Origin of the sequence: Phaeobacter sp. S60 (assembly GCF_000826845.1) — a bacterium.
Lineage (GTDB): Bacteria > Pseudomonadota > Alphaproteobacteria > Rhodobacterales > Rhodobacteraceae > Phaeobacter > Phaeobacter piscinae.
In genome coordinates, this window is sequence record NZ_JSWJ01000012.1 from 135,085 (window position 1) to 151,440 (window position 16,356).

A 16,356-nucleotide genomic window follows, 5' to 3' on the forward strand; every position below is an offset into this window, starting at 1 on the left:
GTCCTAGGGCGCCACCGGTTCGTCGCGTTTAATCGTCCGCAGAACCACATTTGTCTGCGCGCTGGCCACCGCAGGCAAGCGGAACAGAAACTCTTCCAGAAATCGGTTGTAGGCGTCCAGATCAGGCGCCAGCACGCGCAGGTGATAGTCTGACTGCCCAGTGGTCGCATAACATTCCTGAACCAGACGGCTGGTTTCCACCGCCCTGATGAAATCTGCCAGCTTATCACGATCATGACGTGTCAGCTGGACATGGACGATGGCATGAAACCCCAGTCCCATCGCCTTTGAATTCACAACGGCACCATAGCGTTCGATGATGCCAGCCTCCTCAAGCATACGCACCCGTCGCCACAGCGCTGAGGTGGACATGCCGACAGCGTCAGCCAGATCCGCATTCGACATCCGCGCATCCTGCTGAAGGAGTGTCAGGATGCGGTGGTCACGCTCATCCAGCACCAATTCATCACTCATGGCAATATTTTCCAGATTACCTCACATGATGGTACGTATATTCACTTTTTGGTCTGCAAACAAACAATCTGGCACACATTTTCTACATGACCGGGTTATTCTTTCAGATGATAGCCACTTTGATGCAAGGGATGCCTCCATGACCCAGCTCAGCCATGATTTCCGCAGCTACCAGCTGGATGACCGATATGAGTATACCAAAGGCCGCGTTTTCCTGACCGGCACACAGGCACTCGCACGGGTCATGTTGGATCAGGCCCGGCGCGACAAGTCTGCGGGATTGAACACGGCGGGTTTTGTCTCCGGGTACCGCGGGTCGCCGCTGGGTGGAGTTGATCTGGAATTCTGGCGCAGTCGCAAACGCATGGATGCGCACAACATTACCTTCATGCCTGCCGTCAACGAAGATCTAGGCGCAACCGCTGTTCTGGGCGCGCAGCAAGCCATTCTCGACCCTCACTGTGAGGTCGAGGGCGTGTTTTCCATGTGGTATGGCAAAGGACCGGGTGTCGATCGATCCGGCGATGCTCTGAAACACGGGAACGCCTATGGCTCATCAGAAAAGGGCGGCGTGCTGGTGGTTGCGGGCGATGACCATGGCTGTGTCAGCTCCTCCATGCCCCATCAATCCGATGTGGCCTTCATGTCGTGGTTCATGCCGGTCCTGAACCCTGCCGATGTCTCTGAGTTCCTGCAATTCGGCGAATATGGCTTTGCGCTTTCGCGTTACTCCGGCACGTGGGTCGGATTTAAGGCCGTTTCGGAAACCGTGGAAAGCGCCCGTTCGGTGGACCTGCGCCCGGACCGCAATTTCACCTACCCGGAGCTGCCGGACTACCCAGGTGGCCTGCATATCCGCCGCTCCGATCTCCCCTCTCCCGAGATCGAAACCCGGATCCACGCCAAACTGCGTGCGGTACGTGCCTTTGCCGAGGCCAACCCGATTGATACCCGGATCTATGACCTGCCAAAAGCGACGTTCGGGTTTGTGACCACTGGAAAGGGTCACCTCGACCTGATGGAAGCACTGCGGTTGCTTGGCCTTGATCCGGCCGCCTGCAAGCGTTTGGGCATTGATATCTACAAGGTTGGCATGGTCTGGCCGCTTGCTCGAACGGAGGCGCTGCGTTTTGTGAAGGGCAAACAGGAGGTTCTGGTCGTCGAGGAAAAGCGCGGTATAATCGAAAGCCAGTTCAAGGAATACTTCTACGACTGGCCTGGCGATAAACCAGAGCGGATGGTTGGCAAACATGACAGCCAGGGCAACCCGCTGATCCCTTGGACCGGTGAGCTGTCCCCTTTGACCTTGGTGCCGATTGTTGCAGAACGGCTGAACCGGTTTTTCCCGGAGGAAAACCTGCTGGATCGGGCGAATTCCCTGACCGCGCAACCACCCCGATTGCTGAATGTACCGGGTGCCACCCGTACGCCGTATTTCTGCTCGGGCTGCCCTCACAACACCTCGACCAAACTGCCCGAAGGCAGCAAAGCAAATTCCGGTATCGGTTGTCACGTTATGGCGAGCTGGATGGACCGCGACACCGCTGGCTACGCCCAGATGGGCGGCGAAGGGGTGCCTTGGACAGTCGCCTCCAAATTCAATGGCGGCAAACATGTGTTTCAGAACCTTGGTGAGGGGACGTGGTATCACTCTGGTTCGCTGGCCATTCGTCAGGCGGTCGCGGCCGATACGAATATCACCTACAAGATTCTCTATAATGACGCCGTTGCAATGACGGGCGGTCAGCCGGTAGATGGCCCGGTGAGTGTCTCAGGCATCGCCCAGACCTGCCGCGCCGAAGGCGTTGACCGGATCGCATTGGTGTCGGACAACATTGAGAAATTTTCCAAGTCGGAGTTCCCGGCAGGCACCAGCTTTCATGATCGACGCGACATGGACAGCGTCCAGCGCGAACTGCGCGAGATCCCGGGCGTCACCGTCCTGATTTACGAACAGACCTGCGCCACTGAGAAGCGCCGCCGCCGCAAGCGCGGCACGATGGAGGACCCCAAGCGTTTTGCCTTCATCAATGATCTGGTCTGCGAGGGCTGTGGCGATTGCTCTGTGGAATCCAACTGTCTGAGCGTTGAGCCAAAAGAAACACCCTTTGGTCGCAAGCGTAAAATCAACCTCTCCAGCTGCAACAAGGATTTCTCCTGCCTGAACGGCTTCTGCCCCAGCTTTGTGACCGTCGAGGGCGCGACACGACGCAAGAAGGAGGTCGCTGCAATCGATGCTTCGGCGTTGACCACAGATCTGCCACCCCCGGCCCTACCGTCACTGAAAGAGCCGTTCGATCTTCTGGTGACAGGTGTTGGTGGCACCGGAGTGGTCACCGTAGGTGCGCTGATCACAATGGCTGCCCATCTGGAGGGCAAAGGTGCCAGCGTGCTGGATTTCACCGGCTTTGCGCAGAAGTTTGGCACAGTGTTGGGCTATATTCGCCTGTCCAATACACCGGATGCCCTGCATCAGGTGCGCATCGACCAAAGTGCCGCAGACGCCGTCATCGGCTGTGATGTGGTCGTCAGCTCTGCGCCCAAAGCCTCCGCCCATTATCGCACGGGCACCAAGATGGTACTGAACCGCGCCGAAATGCCGACAGGCGATCTGGTCCTACGTCGAGATGCAGACCTGATGGCCAACCTGCGTGAGAAATCCATCTCGGATGTCATCGGTGCCGAAAATCTGTCAGGGTTCAACGCAAACGAGGCGGCTGAGACCCTCCTCGGTGATGCGGTTCTGGCCAATGTGATGATGCTTGGCTTTGCTTGGCAGAAAGGGTTGGTGCCCGTGAGCCTCGGAGCGTTGGATCAGGCAATTGTGCTCAACGGGGTCGCCATCGAGAAGAATCGCCTGGCCTTCGCCATCGGGCGTGCATTTGCCCACGACCCTACGCGCCTGTCCGAACTTTATGATGAAGCAGCAGCCCCTGAGGAAACGCTGGCAGAACTGATTGACCGGCGCGCCACCTTCCTGACCGGGTATCAGGACGTCGCCTATGCACAGTCCTATACCGCCCTGCTCGAGGCGCTGCGCAACGCGCTCCCCGCAAGCGGGTCAGACACCCTGGTGACCGCTGCGGCGCGATCGCTGTTCAAACTGATGGCCTACAAGGACGAATTTGAGGTGGCCCGTCTGCTGAGCGATGAAAGCTTCAGACATCAGCTTGAAGCCGAGTTTGATGGCGACTTTCGAGTGAATTATCACCTCGCGCCGCCGCTTCTCAGCCGGAAGACAGATGCGCGCGGACGTCCTCAGAAAATGCAGTTCGGTTCCTGGATGCGCCCCGCGCTGCGCCTTCTCGCCAAGGGTCGCCGCATGCGTGGCAGCCGTTGGAACCCATTTGGGCGCCACGAAGAGGCGCGTCTGCACCGCGACTTGCTGACGTGGTATCAGGCCATCATCACCACTGCCACGGAGCGCTATTCACCTGAGCATCATGACGCCTGGCTGAAAGTGCTGAGCGCCCCCATGGATATACGGGGTTATGGTCCTGTGAGGATGGCGGCGGCTAAAAAGGTCAAAGCCGAGGTCAACACCCAGCTGGAGTCACTTTGATATCACCGGTCAAGGACGCCAGAATTCTCTGGCATAGTCCGCAAATTCGGCCAGCTCTTCGGGGCTGGCTGCTTGCCCTGTGAACACTTCCAAATAGGCACCGGTCATACTGAGCCGCTGGTCATAGGGCTCATTCAGGCCTGCCATGTCGTATCCCAGCTGCATATAGTAGAGCACCTTCGCCCGCGTCTCCGCGTCGCGTTCCGCGTAGTCATAGCGCCGGAACATCGCCGTCAGCGCGTCGATCCGCCGGGCATCAGACATATCCAGAATATTGCGTACATGACCGGATCTGCGCGCCCAGTCACGCACCGCGAAATCCAATGCCGTGTTGAACAGCTGCGGATTGGCGGTGCAGCGAAACACATTCAGCACTGCCGCCGCAATGGTTTCAGCCGGCGCCTCAGCCTGCCCGATCATGCCGATCGTATTGGTCTGTTCCCAGCTGGTCAGCAGCGCGTCGAGCAGATCCTGGCGTGATTTGAAGTACCAGTAGAATGAGGAGCGCGACACGCCCATCCGCTCGGCGAGGGCCAGCACCTTCACCTGTTCCACCCCATCGGTAATAAGAACATCCATGGCAACATTCAGCCAATCCGCGCGGGTAACCTTGATGTTGCCAACCAGCGGAGCGGCATCTGGATCGTCACGATGCAGAACGGGTTTATCTGCCATATCAGGCCCCTGAATTATTGGATCGAGAACGCGGCAGAGCAGCCACAGAAAGCGCCCTCAATCTGCCGCTGTTTTCGGCCACTGTCCATCCATGCGCCAGACGCCTCTTCCAGAGAACGCCTACAGTCGAGCGCTGGGTCGCGCGGCGATCCGGTCGTACCATCCACGGGTGGCAGTATTCCCCTCAGGGATACGCATTTTGATAACGCGCGCGAAATCGACAAACACAAACGCAGCGATATCGGCAAGGGTCAGATTATCCAGCGCCACAAAGGTGCTTTGCTGCAATCGTGCCTCCAACAGATCAAAGAACTTCTGCGTTCGACTACGACCCCGTTCTGCCAACTCAGGGATTTGCGCATGGTTGTCCGGGCCCGGAATGGCCCGATGGGCAAAGGCCGGGTGGCTGTTGCGCAATGCCTCGGCAATAGGCAGACCACCCTGCGCCTCGACAATCGCATGCCACATCAGGACCTGCCCCTTTTCCTCAGGTGTGCGCCCCATCAAGGGGGGCTCAGGGTGCAACGCTTCCAGATAGGCTGCGATCCCTAGATTCTCGGTCAAGATCAGCTCACCGTCGGTCACCAGCACCGGCAGCGTCGCCTGCGGGTTGATGGCGCGGAATTCCTCGGACATCTGCTCCCCCTTGGCGATGGAGATGTCCCGCGTTTCGATGTCCAAACCTTTTTCCGCGATGAACATCCGCGCCCGCCGCGGGTTCGGTGCAGTGCTGCAGTCGTAGAATATCATCGTGTCACCTCTTGCCAGTGCCCATCATCCCGGATCAGCCTAGGTTGGTTTTTGCTGATGAGGCCAGAGAAACCCAACGTCGTTAAGAGCAGTGCGGCAAGGCGAAGACGTGTCAGGCAGTTCGACGGTAGATGAAACAGCGCCCCGGTACAGCTCCCTCCGGCAACGGCTGTTCCGCCAGCGTGTCGAAATACATCCGGTCAGAGGACACCATCAAACCATCGATCGCCAGCAGCGGTTCAATCAAAGGTGAAATCATCCTAGCAAAGGTGTCGTTTTTTTCCCGGTTGTGCCCGCCCAGATCCGCATGGATCAGGCTGGCGCCCGCAGGAAACCGGGTGCGCGCCGCAGGCAGAGTTTCGCGGACATCACCGAGAATGGTCAAATGTTCCGCAGGGGTGCTGTCCGGGTGCGATGCCACCGCCCGTTCAAACACATAAACATCACGATCTCGGATACGCTCCCGCATGTGGTGAAAGGTGCGCCCGTTGCCCAGGCCCAATTCGAAAACCGGTTCGCTCCTGCCCGCTGTCTGCGTGATTGCCGCATCCAAGCAGGCCCGTTGGGAGACCATCCGGTCGATAAAGAGATCCAGACGGGTGGTGGTGTTCTGCTCGCTCATGGCATTCTCCCCTTGGGTAACGATTGGCGCCAGAAGGCGGCCTGCCGCGACAGCTGTGCCAGAGATTGTCGCGAATGTGTAGCATCCTATCGATAGGTGTTCGGGCGCTACAGCACGAGGTTTAGCCGCTCTCATACGCTCAAATTTTCGACATCGATCTTTAGTGAATGGAAATGGGATTTGACTATTGCCCCAGTGGCGCGCGACAGTGGGCGAAAAAACAGGGGATATGGAACCGCTATGCAAGCGCCTCAACGGCTTGGTGGCTTAGGCTAAATGACGCCTCTGCTGTCTGTCGAAAACCTCAGTATCGGATTTGGCCAGGGCGACCCGGTTGTACAGGACGTGAATTTTTCCGTCGCTGCCGGAGAAACCGTTGCCCTTGTCGGCGAAAGTGGGTCCGGCAAAACTGTGACCTGCCGCGCCGTTCTGCGCATTCTGCCAAAGGCCGCGCAGATACGGCATGGCCGGATGCTGTGGCGCGGTGTCAATGGCGGTGCAGAGCGGGATCTGCGGCTCCTTGGCGAGCGGCAAATGCGCGATATTCGCGGCAATGAGATCGCGATGATCTTTCAGGAACCCATGCGCTCGCTTTCGCCGCTGCACCGGATTGGGAACCAGGTTGCCGAAGTCCTTTGGCTGCATGGCGGAAAAAGCGAAAGCGCGGCCAAGCGCGAGGTTCTGACCTGTTTTGAACGTGTGGGCTTCCCCGATCCCGAACGCACCTACAAATCCTACCCGTTTGAGCTGTCCGGCGGGATGCGCCAGCGGGCGATGATTGCGATGGCAATGGTTGCCAAACCTGATTTGCTGATCGCGGACGAGCCGACCACCGCGCTGGATGTGACAACACAGGCCCAAGTCCTTGGACTGATGAAAGATCTGCAGCGCGACACGGGCATGGCCATGATCCTGGTAACCCATGATCTGGGTGTGGTCGCCAATATGGCCGAACAGGTCGTTGTCATGCACAAGGGCCGCGTAATGGAGGCCGGCAGTGCGGAAACCGTTCTTGGCGCGCCAGCGCATCCCTATACCCAAGCTCTGTTCAAGGCAGCACCGCAAATCCCCGAAACGCCTGAACCTGTCACCCCGGTGCCAAGCGACGACCTGATCCTTGAGCTGCGGAATGTCTCCAAAACCTATGCATTGCGCGCAGGCAAAGGCTGGTCAGCCCCGACCCTTATTCACGCCTGCAAGGAACTGAACCTGGCGTTGCCGCGCGGCAAAACACTGGCGATTGTTGGCGAAAGCGGTTCCGGAAAAACCACTGCTGCCCGCATCGCACTGGGTGCCGAAATGCCCGATCCTGGCGGCGAGGTGCTGTTCAGGTCTGCATCCGACGCGACACCGATTGCCGTTCACGATATGAACCGCAGCAGTCGGACGACGTTTCAAAAAGCTGCACAGATGGTGTTTCAGGACCCCTATTCATCCCTGTCGCCGCGCATGCGGGTTCAGGATGCCATGGTCGAGCCGATGGAAATCCATGGCCTGGGCAACCGCAGCAGTCGCCGGGATCGCGCTGCTGAGATGTTGCGATTGGTGGGGCTGCAGCCTGAGATGTTGCTGCGATATCCGCATGCGTTCTCCGGTGGTCAGCGGCAGCGACTGTCCATTGCACGTGCGCTGATGCTGGATCCGTCACTGATTGTCTGCGACGAGCCGACTTCAGCGCTGGATGTCTCGGTTCAGGAACAGATCCTGCGCCTGTTGGAGGATATTCGCGACCAACAGCAGCTCTCCTACCTCTTTATCAGTCACGACCTCGCTGTTGTGGCCCGCATTGCCGACGAGGTTGCGGTGATGCGTCGTGGTATGGTGGTGGAACAGGCACCGCCTGAAACGCTGTTTTATAACCCGCAGCATCCCTACACGAAGGCACTGATAGCCGCCCAACCAGAGCCAAGCATTACGCGCCCGATCAACCTCAAATTGGTCGCCCAGGGTGCCGGATCACCCGACAGCTGGCCCGATCGCTTCAAATTCTCTGGCATCACGGCCCCGCCTTTGGTGCATGTGGAACCCGGACATAAGGTACGATGTCATGTTTAATCTGCGCCAATCCCTGAAGACCCTCGCAACTGGCGCATTTTTGGCCCATGTTCTGCCCCTTGCCATAGCCTCTTCTGCTATCGCCAATCCGGCAGCGTTGGTCGAAAGCGGATTTTGGGAGCAGGAGGTCAATTCCGGCGACCTGCCACCGATTGCCGAGCGCCTGCCCGAAGTGCCATTGGTGGTTGATCTGGAAGCTAAGGGGCGTCAGCCCGGCATTCAGGGCGGTACCCTCAACACGATGGTCACTCGGTCCAAAGACATCCGGCAGATGGTTGTCTATGGTTACGCCCGGCTGGCGGGCTACGACGAAAACTACCAGCTACAGCCCGATATACTGTTGGACTTCGAGGTTGAGGACAATCGACGGTTCACGCTGAAACTGCGCCCCGGTCATCGCTGGTCGAACGGAGACCCGTTTACCTCAGCCGATTTTGAGTATTGGTGGAAAGACGTGGCAAATAACCTGCTGCTCAATCCTACAGGCGCACCAGACTACCTGAAGGTGGATGGCGCCCTACCAACGGTCAGCTTCCCCGATGAAACAACCGTAATTTACGAATGGGCGGCCCCCAACCCCAGCTTCCTACACAGCCTCGCACAGGCCAGCCCGCCGTTTATCTATCGCCCCTCCGCCTATCTGAAACAGTTTCACGCAGACTATGCGGACCCCGCAAAACTTGCAGAGGAGGTCGACTACGCCCGGGTCAAAAGCTGGGCCGCGCTGCACAACAAGCTCGACAATATGTACAAGTTCGACAATCACGAATTGCCGACCCTTCAGCCCTGGATCAACGCCACCTCGGGCAAGAAAATCCGACACCTCTTCGTTCGCAACCCCTATTATCACCGTGTCGACAGCCGTGGCGTTCAGCTGCCCTACATCGACACGGTCGAGATGGAAATCGTGGCAGGTGGGCTGGTCGCCGCCAAGACCAATGCCGGTGAGGCAGATCTTCAGGCCCGTGGCCTTGGCTTTCGCGACATTCCGATCCTGCGCAAGGGCGAAAGCGATGGCGCTGACTACAAGACCTACCTCTGGGGCAATGGCACCGCGTCGCAAATCGCCATCTATCCCAATCTCAACGTCAACGACGACCAGTGGCGCCAAGTGCTGCGCGACACCCGTGTTCGCCGCGCATTGTCCGTGGCGATCAACCGCGCAGGCATCAACAAGGCGCTGTATTTCAAGCTGGCAAAGCCCGGTGCCATGACGGTTCTGGAGGCCAGCCCTTTCTTTGACCCCGCCCTCCGCGCGGCTTGGGCACAATATGATCCTGAGCTGGCCAATCAGCTGCTGGATGAGGCCGGTCTGAACGAGCGCGACGGCTATGGCATTCGCAAACTCCCCGATGGCAGACCGATGGAACTGGTTGTGGAAACGGCCGGGGAGCGGCAGGAGGTCGAAAACGCTTTGCAGATCATCTCGGACGATTGGCGCGATGTCGGTGTCAAACTGGTGATGCGTCCGCTGGATCGTGACATCCTGCGCAACCGGGTGTTTTCCGGCACCACCATGGCGTCCGTCTGGTATGGCTGGGACAATGGCCTGCCACAGACCTACACCTCGCCTGCGTATCTGGCACCAACGGATCAGGTGTTTCTGTCCTGGCCAAAATGGGGCCAGTACCACCAGACCGGTGGCGATGTTGGCGAGGCTCCCGACCTTGAACCCGCGCAAAGGCTCATGACACTCTGGCATGACTGGGAAGCGGCCAAGACCGATGAAGAGCGAACACGCGCCTGGCAGGAAATGCTGAAGATCCACGCGGATGAGGTCTACGCTATCGGCCTCGTCGCTGCGGCACCGCAACCGGTTGTGGTCAGCAACCGACTGCGCAATGTACCGCAACAAGGGATTTGGGCCTGGGATCCCGGCGCCCATTTTGGCATCTACCGCCCGGATGAGTTCTTCTTCGAAGATGGCAAGGGCTGAGGAACCGCGTTAATGGAGATCCTGCGCTACGCCATCTACCGGTTCGGAACCATGTTGCTGACGCTGCTGGTGGTGTCTGTGCTGATTTTCATCATCATCAACCTGCCTCCGGGTGACTACCTGTCCAACCAAATCGCTGAGCTGCGCGCCTCTGGTCAGTCTTCTGGCGTCGAAAAAGCCGAATTTCTGCGAAAAGAATATGCGCTGGATCGCCCCCTTTGGCAGCAATATATGATCTGGATGGGGTTTATGCCCGGCCCACATGGGTTTTCCGGTATGATACAGGGCAACTTTGGCTGGTCTTTTGAATTTGACCGGCCGGTTGCCGAAATCGTTGGTGAGAGCCTCTGGCTTACGGTTTTGGTCAATGTTGCGGCAGTGTTGTTTGTCTATCTTGTCGCGCTTCCGTTGGGCGTTCTGGCAGCGGCCCGATCACGCACCTGGGTAGATTACACCTCCGCCTTCGTGGGCTACCTTGGGCTTGCCACGCCAAACTTCCTATTGGCACTGATCCTTTTTTATTACGGGCACAAATATTTCGACCTGCCCATAGGCGGGCTAATGGATCCCTCCTATGAAGGCGAACCCATGACCTGGGACAAGGTAAAGTCCATCCTGATCCACCTGATCGTGCCAACCTTCGTCATCGGTACCTCTGGTGCGTCCGCCATGATGCAGCGCCTGCGTGCCAATATGCTGGACGAACTGGGCAAACCCTATGTGGAAACCGCCATCGCAAAAGGGATGGCCCCGGCACGAATGCTCACCAAATATCCCCTGCGCGTGGCGTTCAATCCCTTTGTTGCGGATATTGGCAATCTGCTGCCCGCAATGATCTCCGGTTCGGTTCTGGTCTCTGTCGTTCTGGGCCTGCAGACCATCGGCCCCACCCTGCTGACTGCTCTTAAGACACAGGATATGTTCCTCAGCGGGTTTGTCCTGATGTTTGTTGCGCTGCTGACGCTGATCGGGACCATGATTTCCGATGTGTTGCTCGTCATGCTGGATCCCCGCATCTGTTATGAGGAGCGCAAGCGATGAGCACACAGCCCGACAATCGCTATGTCGACACCACCCCCTATGATCCGGATGCAGCCCTGCAAGAGCTGGAGCGCAAGGATCTGGATGCCCCCAATTGGGTTCTGATCTGGCGCAAATTCAAAACACACAAACTGGGCCTCACCTCAGGTATCTTCCTGCTGGTCTGCTATCTGCTGCTTCCGGTCATTGGTTTCATTGCGCCATATGGGCCAAACGATCGCGACAGTGAGCATATCTATTCGCCTCCGCAGTCCATCAATCTGTTTCACGAAGGCAGTCTTCGCGCGCCGTTCATCTATCCGATGACCTCGGAGGCGGATCTCGAAACCTTCCAATGGATCTTCAAACCCGATCTGGAGAACCCACAGTCGCTTCGGTATTTCTGTGAGGGCGCGACTTACAAGATTGCTGGGCTGATCCCCTCCAACACGCATCTTTTCTGCGCCCCTGAAGGTGCCACGCTCTTCATCTGGGGATCCGACCGTTTGGGCCGCGATGTCTTCAGCCGCATTCTCTATGGCGCACAGCTCTCCCTCACCGTAGGTCTGATCGGTATCACCGTGTCCTTCATTCTAGGCATCTTCTTTGGCTCTCTGGCCGGATATTTCGGTGGCAAACTGGACTGGACGATCAACCGTATGATCGAAATCCTGCGGTCCCTGCCAGAGTTGCCATTGTGGCTGGCGCTCTCGGCGGCTGTACCCTCCAACTGGTCACCTGTTGCGGTATTTTTTGTGATCTCTATCATTCTGGGCATTCTCGACTGGCCCGGTCTTGCGCGTTCAGTCAGGGCAAAATTCTTGTCCTTACGAGAAGAAGAATATGTGCGCGCAGCCGAAATGATGGGCGCGTCGTCAGGACGGGTCATTCGCAAACATCTGCTACCGAATTTCATGTCGCATCTGATTGCCTCAGCCGCGCTGTCGATCCCAGCGATGATCCTGGGGGAGACGGCCCTGTCGTTCCTCGGCCTTGGTCTGCGCGCGCCTGCGGTAAGCTGGGGGGTTATGCTTAATGATGCACAGAACCTTGCCTCGATAGAAATCTACCCTTGGACCGCTATCCCAATGCTTCCAATCATCGTTGTTGTGCTGGCGTTCAACTTCCTAGGCGATGGGCTGCGTGACAGTCTGGATCCTTATCAGCAATAAGCCACGCCGGTCTAACAACCACCAAAAAGGGGCGGCAATGCGCGATCTTCCCGACCACGACATGTTCCGCGTGATCCCCGGCGATCACTGGCCAAGCTGCTATGCTGTTTCGGAGTTGGCCAACCGCTCGCTGGCGGCGGTCGGGGTCGCCCTCGCAGAATTGATGAAGGCCACAAATCTCACCGCAGGTGCGCTGCCAATCACCCTAGATCAACGCCGTGCCGCGCTGTGGTTTCGCTACAGTTTTCGTCCTGAGGGCTGGGAGATGCCCAATCTCTGGGATCCTCTGGCAGGTGACTATCGAACCGCTGATGGATGGATCCGCCTTCACACCAACCTGCCCCATCATCGCGCGGCTGCGCTGAATGTTCTGGGCTGCAACCCCGAGCCGGAAGCCGTTCGCGACGCAGTTGCACAACAGCCGGGCGATACGTTGGAACAGGCTATTGTTACCGCAGGCGGCGTTGCCGCAGCCATGCGCAGCGCCGCAGAGTGGCAAACCCATCCGCAAGGGCAGGCTGTCGCATCGGAGCCGCTGATCGCATGGAGCAATGCCCGCCCTATTCACATGCGGGAGCGGCCCGAAGCCACACCGGAGCGACCTTTGGCAGGGCTTCGGGTACTGGACCTCACCCGTGTTCTGGCAGGTCCAGTAGCGACGCGAACCCTGGCGGCGTTTGGTGCGACGGTGCTGCGGATCGACCCGCCGGGATGGGATGAGCCCGGTGTTCTTCAGGATATTTCACTGGGTAAACAGATGTCAGCCCTGGACCTGCGCTCCGAACAGGGACGTGATCAATTCGAAGCCCTGCTGGCAAAGGCTGACGTGCTGGTGCATGGTTTTCGTCCCGGCGCGCTTGAGGGGCTGGGATACGATAATTCAAGACTGCGAAAGCTCACTCCGAACCTGATTGATGTGCGGCTAAATGCCTATGGCTGGAGCGGCCCATGGGCCAAACGCAGAGGCTTTGACAGCCTCGTACAGATGAGCAGCGGCATCGCGGAGCGTGGGCGGCACTGGATGGCAGGTGGGCAGATCGCGCCTGATACATCGGCCAAACCAGTACCACTACCGGTTCAGGCGTTGGACCACGCCACCGGCTATCTGATGGCTGCCGCTGTATTGAATGCTCTGACCAAGGCCAGCCAGGGCGATCCCGTCGGAGATGCCCGCCTGTCCTTGGCCCGCACCGCTCATGCGCTTGCGACCCTGACAGAGCATCACGGTGACGACAGCTCTCCGATTGGCCCGCTCATGGGCGCGGCAGATGCCGATTACGCCAACCAAATTGAGCTAGCGAGCTGGGGGCCGGGGCGCCGGTTGCTGCCGCCATTGAAGGTTGGTGAAACCCCGATGCGCTGGGACCAGCCTGCAACAGCCGCAGGTACTGCCGCACCAGTCTGGCCCGCATAAGACGTTAGCGGTCGTCTCCCCCGCCATCGTTCACATCCATCAGATCCTCATCAATAGCGGCCTGAACCGCGCCGACTGCGAGATCACGCTTATCCTTCGGCGCCTGATCTGCTTGATCTTCCGCCAAACGCACGGTGACCTCACGGTGGGCAAATTTGACCCCTTCACGAGCAAAGAGGTCGCGTATTTCCTGAAACACTTTCTTGCGCACGAGCCATTGATCACCGGGTTTGGTCATGAATTTGACCCGGATAATCATCGCGGAATCCTGCATTTCGATCACGCCCTGCGACTTCAGGGGCTGGATGAATGTGTCACCGATCACCGGATCATCCAGCAATTCCTGTCCCAGTTTCTTGATCAGCTTGCGAACCTTTTCGACGTCGGTGTCATAGGTCACCCGCAGCGGCAGCTTCATCATGACCCAGTCACGAGAATAATTGGTCAGCACCCGGATTTCCCCAAAAGGGATGGTGTGCAGGGCTCCGAGATGATGCCGCAGCTGAAACGAGCGAACAGAGATGCGTTCAACCGTGCCTTTGACATCGCCGATATCGATGTATTCGCCTTTGCGGAAGGCGTCATCGACCAGAAAAAACGCACCCGAGAAGATATCCCGCACCAGCGTTTGTGAACCGAAGCCAACGGCAAGGCCAACAACACCGGCACCGGCAAACAGCGGGCTGACGTTGATCCCCAGTTCCAACAGGACGATCAGGATGATGGACACCACGACAACCGCGAGAATGGCGCCCCGAAACAGGGGTAACAAGGTGGCAAGCCGGCTGGCCCCACCGGCACCACCTTCGTCGCCCAACTCACCGACGGGCACATCTCCGACCTCTTCGTCGATCTTGCTGTCGATCCAGATCCGGGCGATGTGATAGACGATGTAGCCGATAAACAGGATCACGATGATGTCGCTCACCCGTGACAGTCGGGAATTCTCCATCCAAGCGGCCTCAGGATTCCAGATGGCAACCATTGCGAAGAAACCGACGGTGAACGCTAAAATACCCGCTATTCGACGCGCGAGATCTTCGAAGGTGGCAACCGGATGCCGCTGCTGCGGCGCGATTTCAATGGCATCGCCATCAGAGACGGCGTCATCCTCGTCGCTACCGGCAGCACTCTCAACTGGAGCCCGCCGCCGCGTCCGGTTGAAGAAACGCTCAATCACATAGTTGATGATACCGTAGACCACGAGGATCGAGGTTAGAACCGAGTAGCTCCCAGCCATCAGAGGCAGCGACATATCGCGCTCAAGCACCAGATCGAAGGCCAATTCCAGCCAGCCGAAGATGATGTAGATCACCAGAACCGGCGCCCAGACCACAGACAGCAGCCGGACCAGCCATGAGCAGGCCTCGGGCGGGCGGCCTGCGCGGATTGCATTGGAAATCGCGCGGGCGTTGATCACCACCATCAAAAGGTTACCCAAAGTGCCCACCAGCGCCAGCACGCCGTAGACGAGCGCATAAACATTGTAGTTCAGGCCGAAATCCCCGACCCAGGTGGCAAAAAGCACTGAACAGATGTCGTAGGTCGCTAGCACAGAGGCCCAGACGTAAAGGCGCCTTGCATCCCGATCCGAAAAAACGGGGATGCGGTATTGGCTCAGGTAGGGGGACAGCACCATCCGCCACAAATCCGAGACCGATCTGGACAGGAAGAACGCGGTGTAGATGGCGGTAACGGTGAACTTCACCGATGAATTCCCGGACGATCCGAAGATCAGGTAGGACGTCAACAGCGCAAAGGCCATGGCCACAATGGTTCCGACCACGCCCATGAGAAAGCGAAATACCAGAAACGGCATTTTGTCCTGATAGCCCTCGGGGTTCTCCTTGATCCGTGCCACCACATGCTTCTTGGCAATCCGTTTGCCGTAGATCTCCACCGAGACCCAACGGCCGATAAACAATAGGAACAGACTCCAGCCAAGCACCTTCACATAGGTGATAATGCGGCCGTCCGGGCTGGTCTGCCGCAGAATGTACTGCACTTCGAATATCGAATAGGGCATCGCTTCAAGGCGACTTTCCAAGGCAGCGCCGAATTGCTCGACCTCGGATTGTGCCTTCATCAGCGCCGAGGCGCCGTCCATCTGATCTGTCGCAGGAACCGGGGTGGCGTCGGTCGGTGTATCCGAGGGGGAGACGAGTTTCCCACGCCCATCCACGATGATCACGCCAACCCCGCTATCAGCCGCCTGTTCGATCGCTCTAGCCAGATCATCTTCGCTGGTGGAAGCCGTGGCCTGCGCCAGTGCTTCAGAGGTACCGCTGACCGCAAAGGAGAGCGCCACGATCAAGCAGATAAGAAATTGCGATACCAGTCGCCGCATACGCACCACCTCTGAAATTGTAACCATTTCTTCACCAAGGCCGCAAAACGGTGAAAATATCAAGTCTTTGCACGGTTACATGGATGAAGAGGCCGGGATTATTGCAGTCCTTCAGCGCTTGATTGCAACTTATGCCTCTGCGCGTTATAGAAAATTCAGCGTACCGCGTGAGACGCAAGGACGGGACGGGGCCGACGGGCGCCATAGGCCGCCTTCCACGTTTTGGCCGGACGCAGAAACGATCTGTGCCTTGGCCCGTAGCGTGTCAGGCTGAGCAACCTGAGGCGACACTATGCTGAGGCGGACCCTGGCCAAGCCAACACGCACAG

The 16,356-nt window shown here is 58.2% G+C and carries 11 protein-coding genes; 6 read left to right on the top strand and 5 right to left on the bottom strand.

Annotation, left to right across the window (positions count from 1 at the left end):
• Nucleotides 1–3 precede the first annotated feature (3 nt).
• Complete coding sequence (locus tag OO25_RS12590) at nucleotides 4–474, bottom strand: Lrp/AsnC family transcriptional regulator (RefSeq protein ID WP_040171079.1); 471 nt, start codon at nucleotides 472–474, stop codon at nucleotides 4–6.
• 139 nt (nucleotides 475–613) lie between these two features.
• On the opposite strand from OO25_RS12590, the gene OO25_RS12595 reads away from it, so the two are divergent.
• The gene (locus tag OO25_RS12595) at nucleotides 614–4,036 is read left to right on the top strand and encodes an indolepyruvate ferredoxin oxidoreductase family protein (protein WP_040180478.1); all 3,423 of its coding nucleotides are present in this window, start codon (nucleotides 614–616) and stop codon (nucleotides 4,034–4,036) included.
• A gap of 9 nt (nucleotides 4,037–4,045) precedes the next feature.
• On the opposite strand, the gene OO25_RS12600 is transcribed toward OO25_RS12595, so the two are convergent.
• From OO25_RS12600 to OO25_RS12610, 3 genes are all read right to left on the bottom strand, one after another.
• On the bottom strand, nucleotides 4,046–4,711 hold the full coding sequence (locus OO25_RS12600) for a TetR/AcrR family transcriptional regulator (protein WP_014879118.1): 666 nt from the start codon (nucleotides 4,709–4,711) through the stop codon (nucleotides 4,046–4,048).
• A 120-nt stretch (nucleotides 4,712–4,831) separates the two neighbouring features.
• Nucleotides 4,832–5,461 carry a glutathione S-transferase family protein gene (locus tag OO25_RS12605; protein ID WP_040180480.1) on the bottom strand — a complete coding sequence of 210 codons (630 nt, stop codon included), beginning with the start codon at nucleotides 5,459–5,461 and terminating at the stop codon, nucleotides 4,832–4,834.
• Between the two features lie 112 nt (nucleotides 5,462–5,573).
• On the bottom strand, nucleotides 5,574–6,083 hold the full coding sequence (locus OO25_RS12610; RefSeq protein WP_040171083.1) for a class I SAM-dependent methyltransferase: 510 nt from the start codon (nucleotides 6,081–6,083) through the stop codon (nucleotides 5,574–5,576).
• Nucleotides 6,084–6,359: 276 nt separating this feature from the next.
• Between OO25_RS12610 and OO25_RS12615 the strand changes: the two genes are divergently transcribed.
• From OO25_RS12615 to OO25_RS12635, 5 genes are read left to right on the top strand one after another with little or no spacing between them, the layout of a single operon-like run.
• Nucleotides 6,360–8,138, top strand: coding sequence for an ABC transporter ATP-binding protein (locus tag OO25_RS12615; RefSeq protein WP_040171084.1), 1,779 nt, complete (start codon nucleotides 6,360–6,362; stop codon nucleotides 8,136–8,138).
• Nucleotides 8,131–10,074 (top strand): ABC transporter substrate-binding protein, encoded by a 1,944-nt coding sequence (locus OO25_RS12620; RefSeq protein ID WP_040180483.1) that lies wholly within the window; start codon nucleotides 8,131–8,133, stop codon nucleotides 10,072–10,074. Before OO25_RS12615 ends, OO25_RS12620 begins: the two co-directional genes overlap by 8 nt.
• A 12-nt stretch (nucleotides 10,075–10,086) precedes the next feature.
• The gene (locus OO25_RS12625; protein WP_040180485.1) at nucleotides 10,087–11,115 is read left to right on the top strand and encodes an ABC transporter permease; all 1,029 of its coding nucleotides are present in this window, start codon (nucleotides 10,087–10,089) and stop codon (nucleotides 11,113–11,115) included.
• Nucleotides 11,112–12,266: an ABC transporter permease gene (locus tag OO25_RS12630; protein WP_040180487.1), complete on the top strand. Its 1,155-nt coding sequence runs from the start codon at nucleotides 11,112–11,114 to the stop codon at nucleotides 12,264–12,266. Before OO25_RS12625 ends, OO25_RS12630 begins: the two co-directional genes overlap by 4 nt.
• Before the next feature lie 37 nt (nucleotides 12,267–12,303).
• A complete protein-coding gene (locus tag OO25_RS12635; protein WP_040180488.1) occupies nucleotides 12,304–13,680 on the top strand; it encodes a CoA transferase in 1,377 nt (458 codons plus the stop codon).
• Nucleotides 13,681–13,684: 4 nt separating this feature from the next.
• Here the strand turns inward: OO25_RS12635 and OO25_RS12640 are convergent, their stop codons facing one another.
• On the bottom strand, nucleotides 13,685–16,027 hold the full coding sequence (locus tag OO25_RS12640) for a mechanosensitive ion channel domain-containing protein (protein ID WP_040180730.1): 2,343 nt from the start codon (nucleotides 16,025–16,027) through the stop codon (nucleotides 13,685–13,687).
• Between the last annotated feature and the right edge of the window lie 329 nt (nucleotides 16,028–16,356).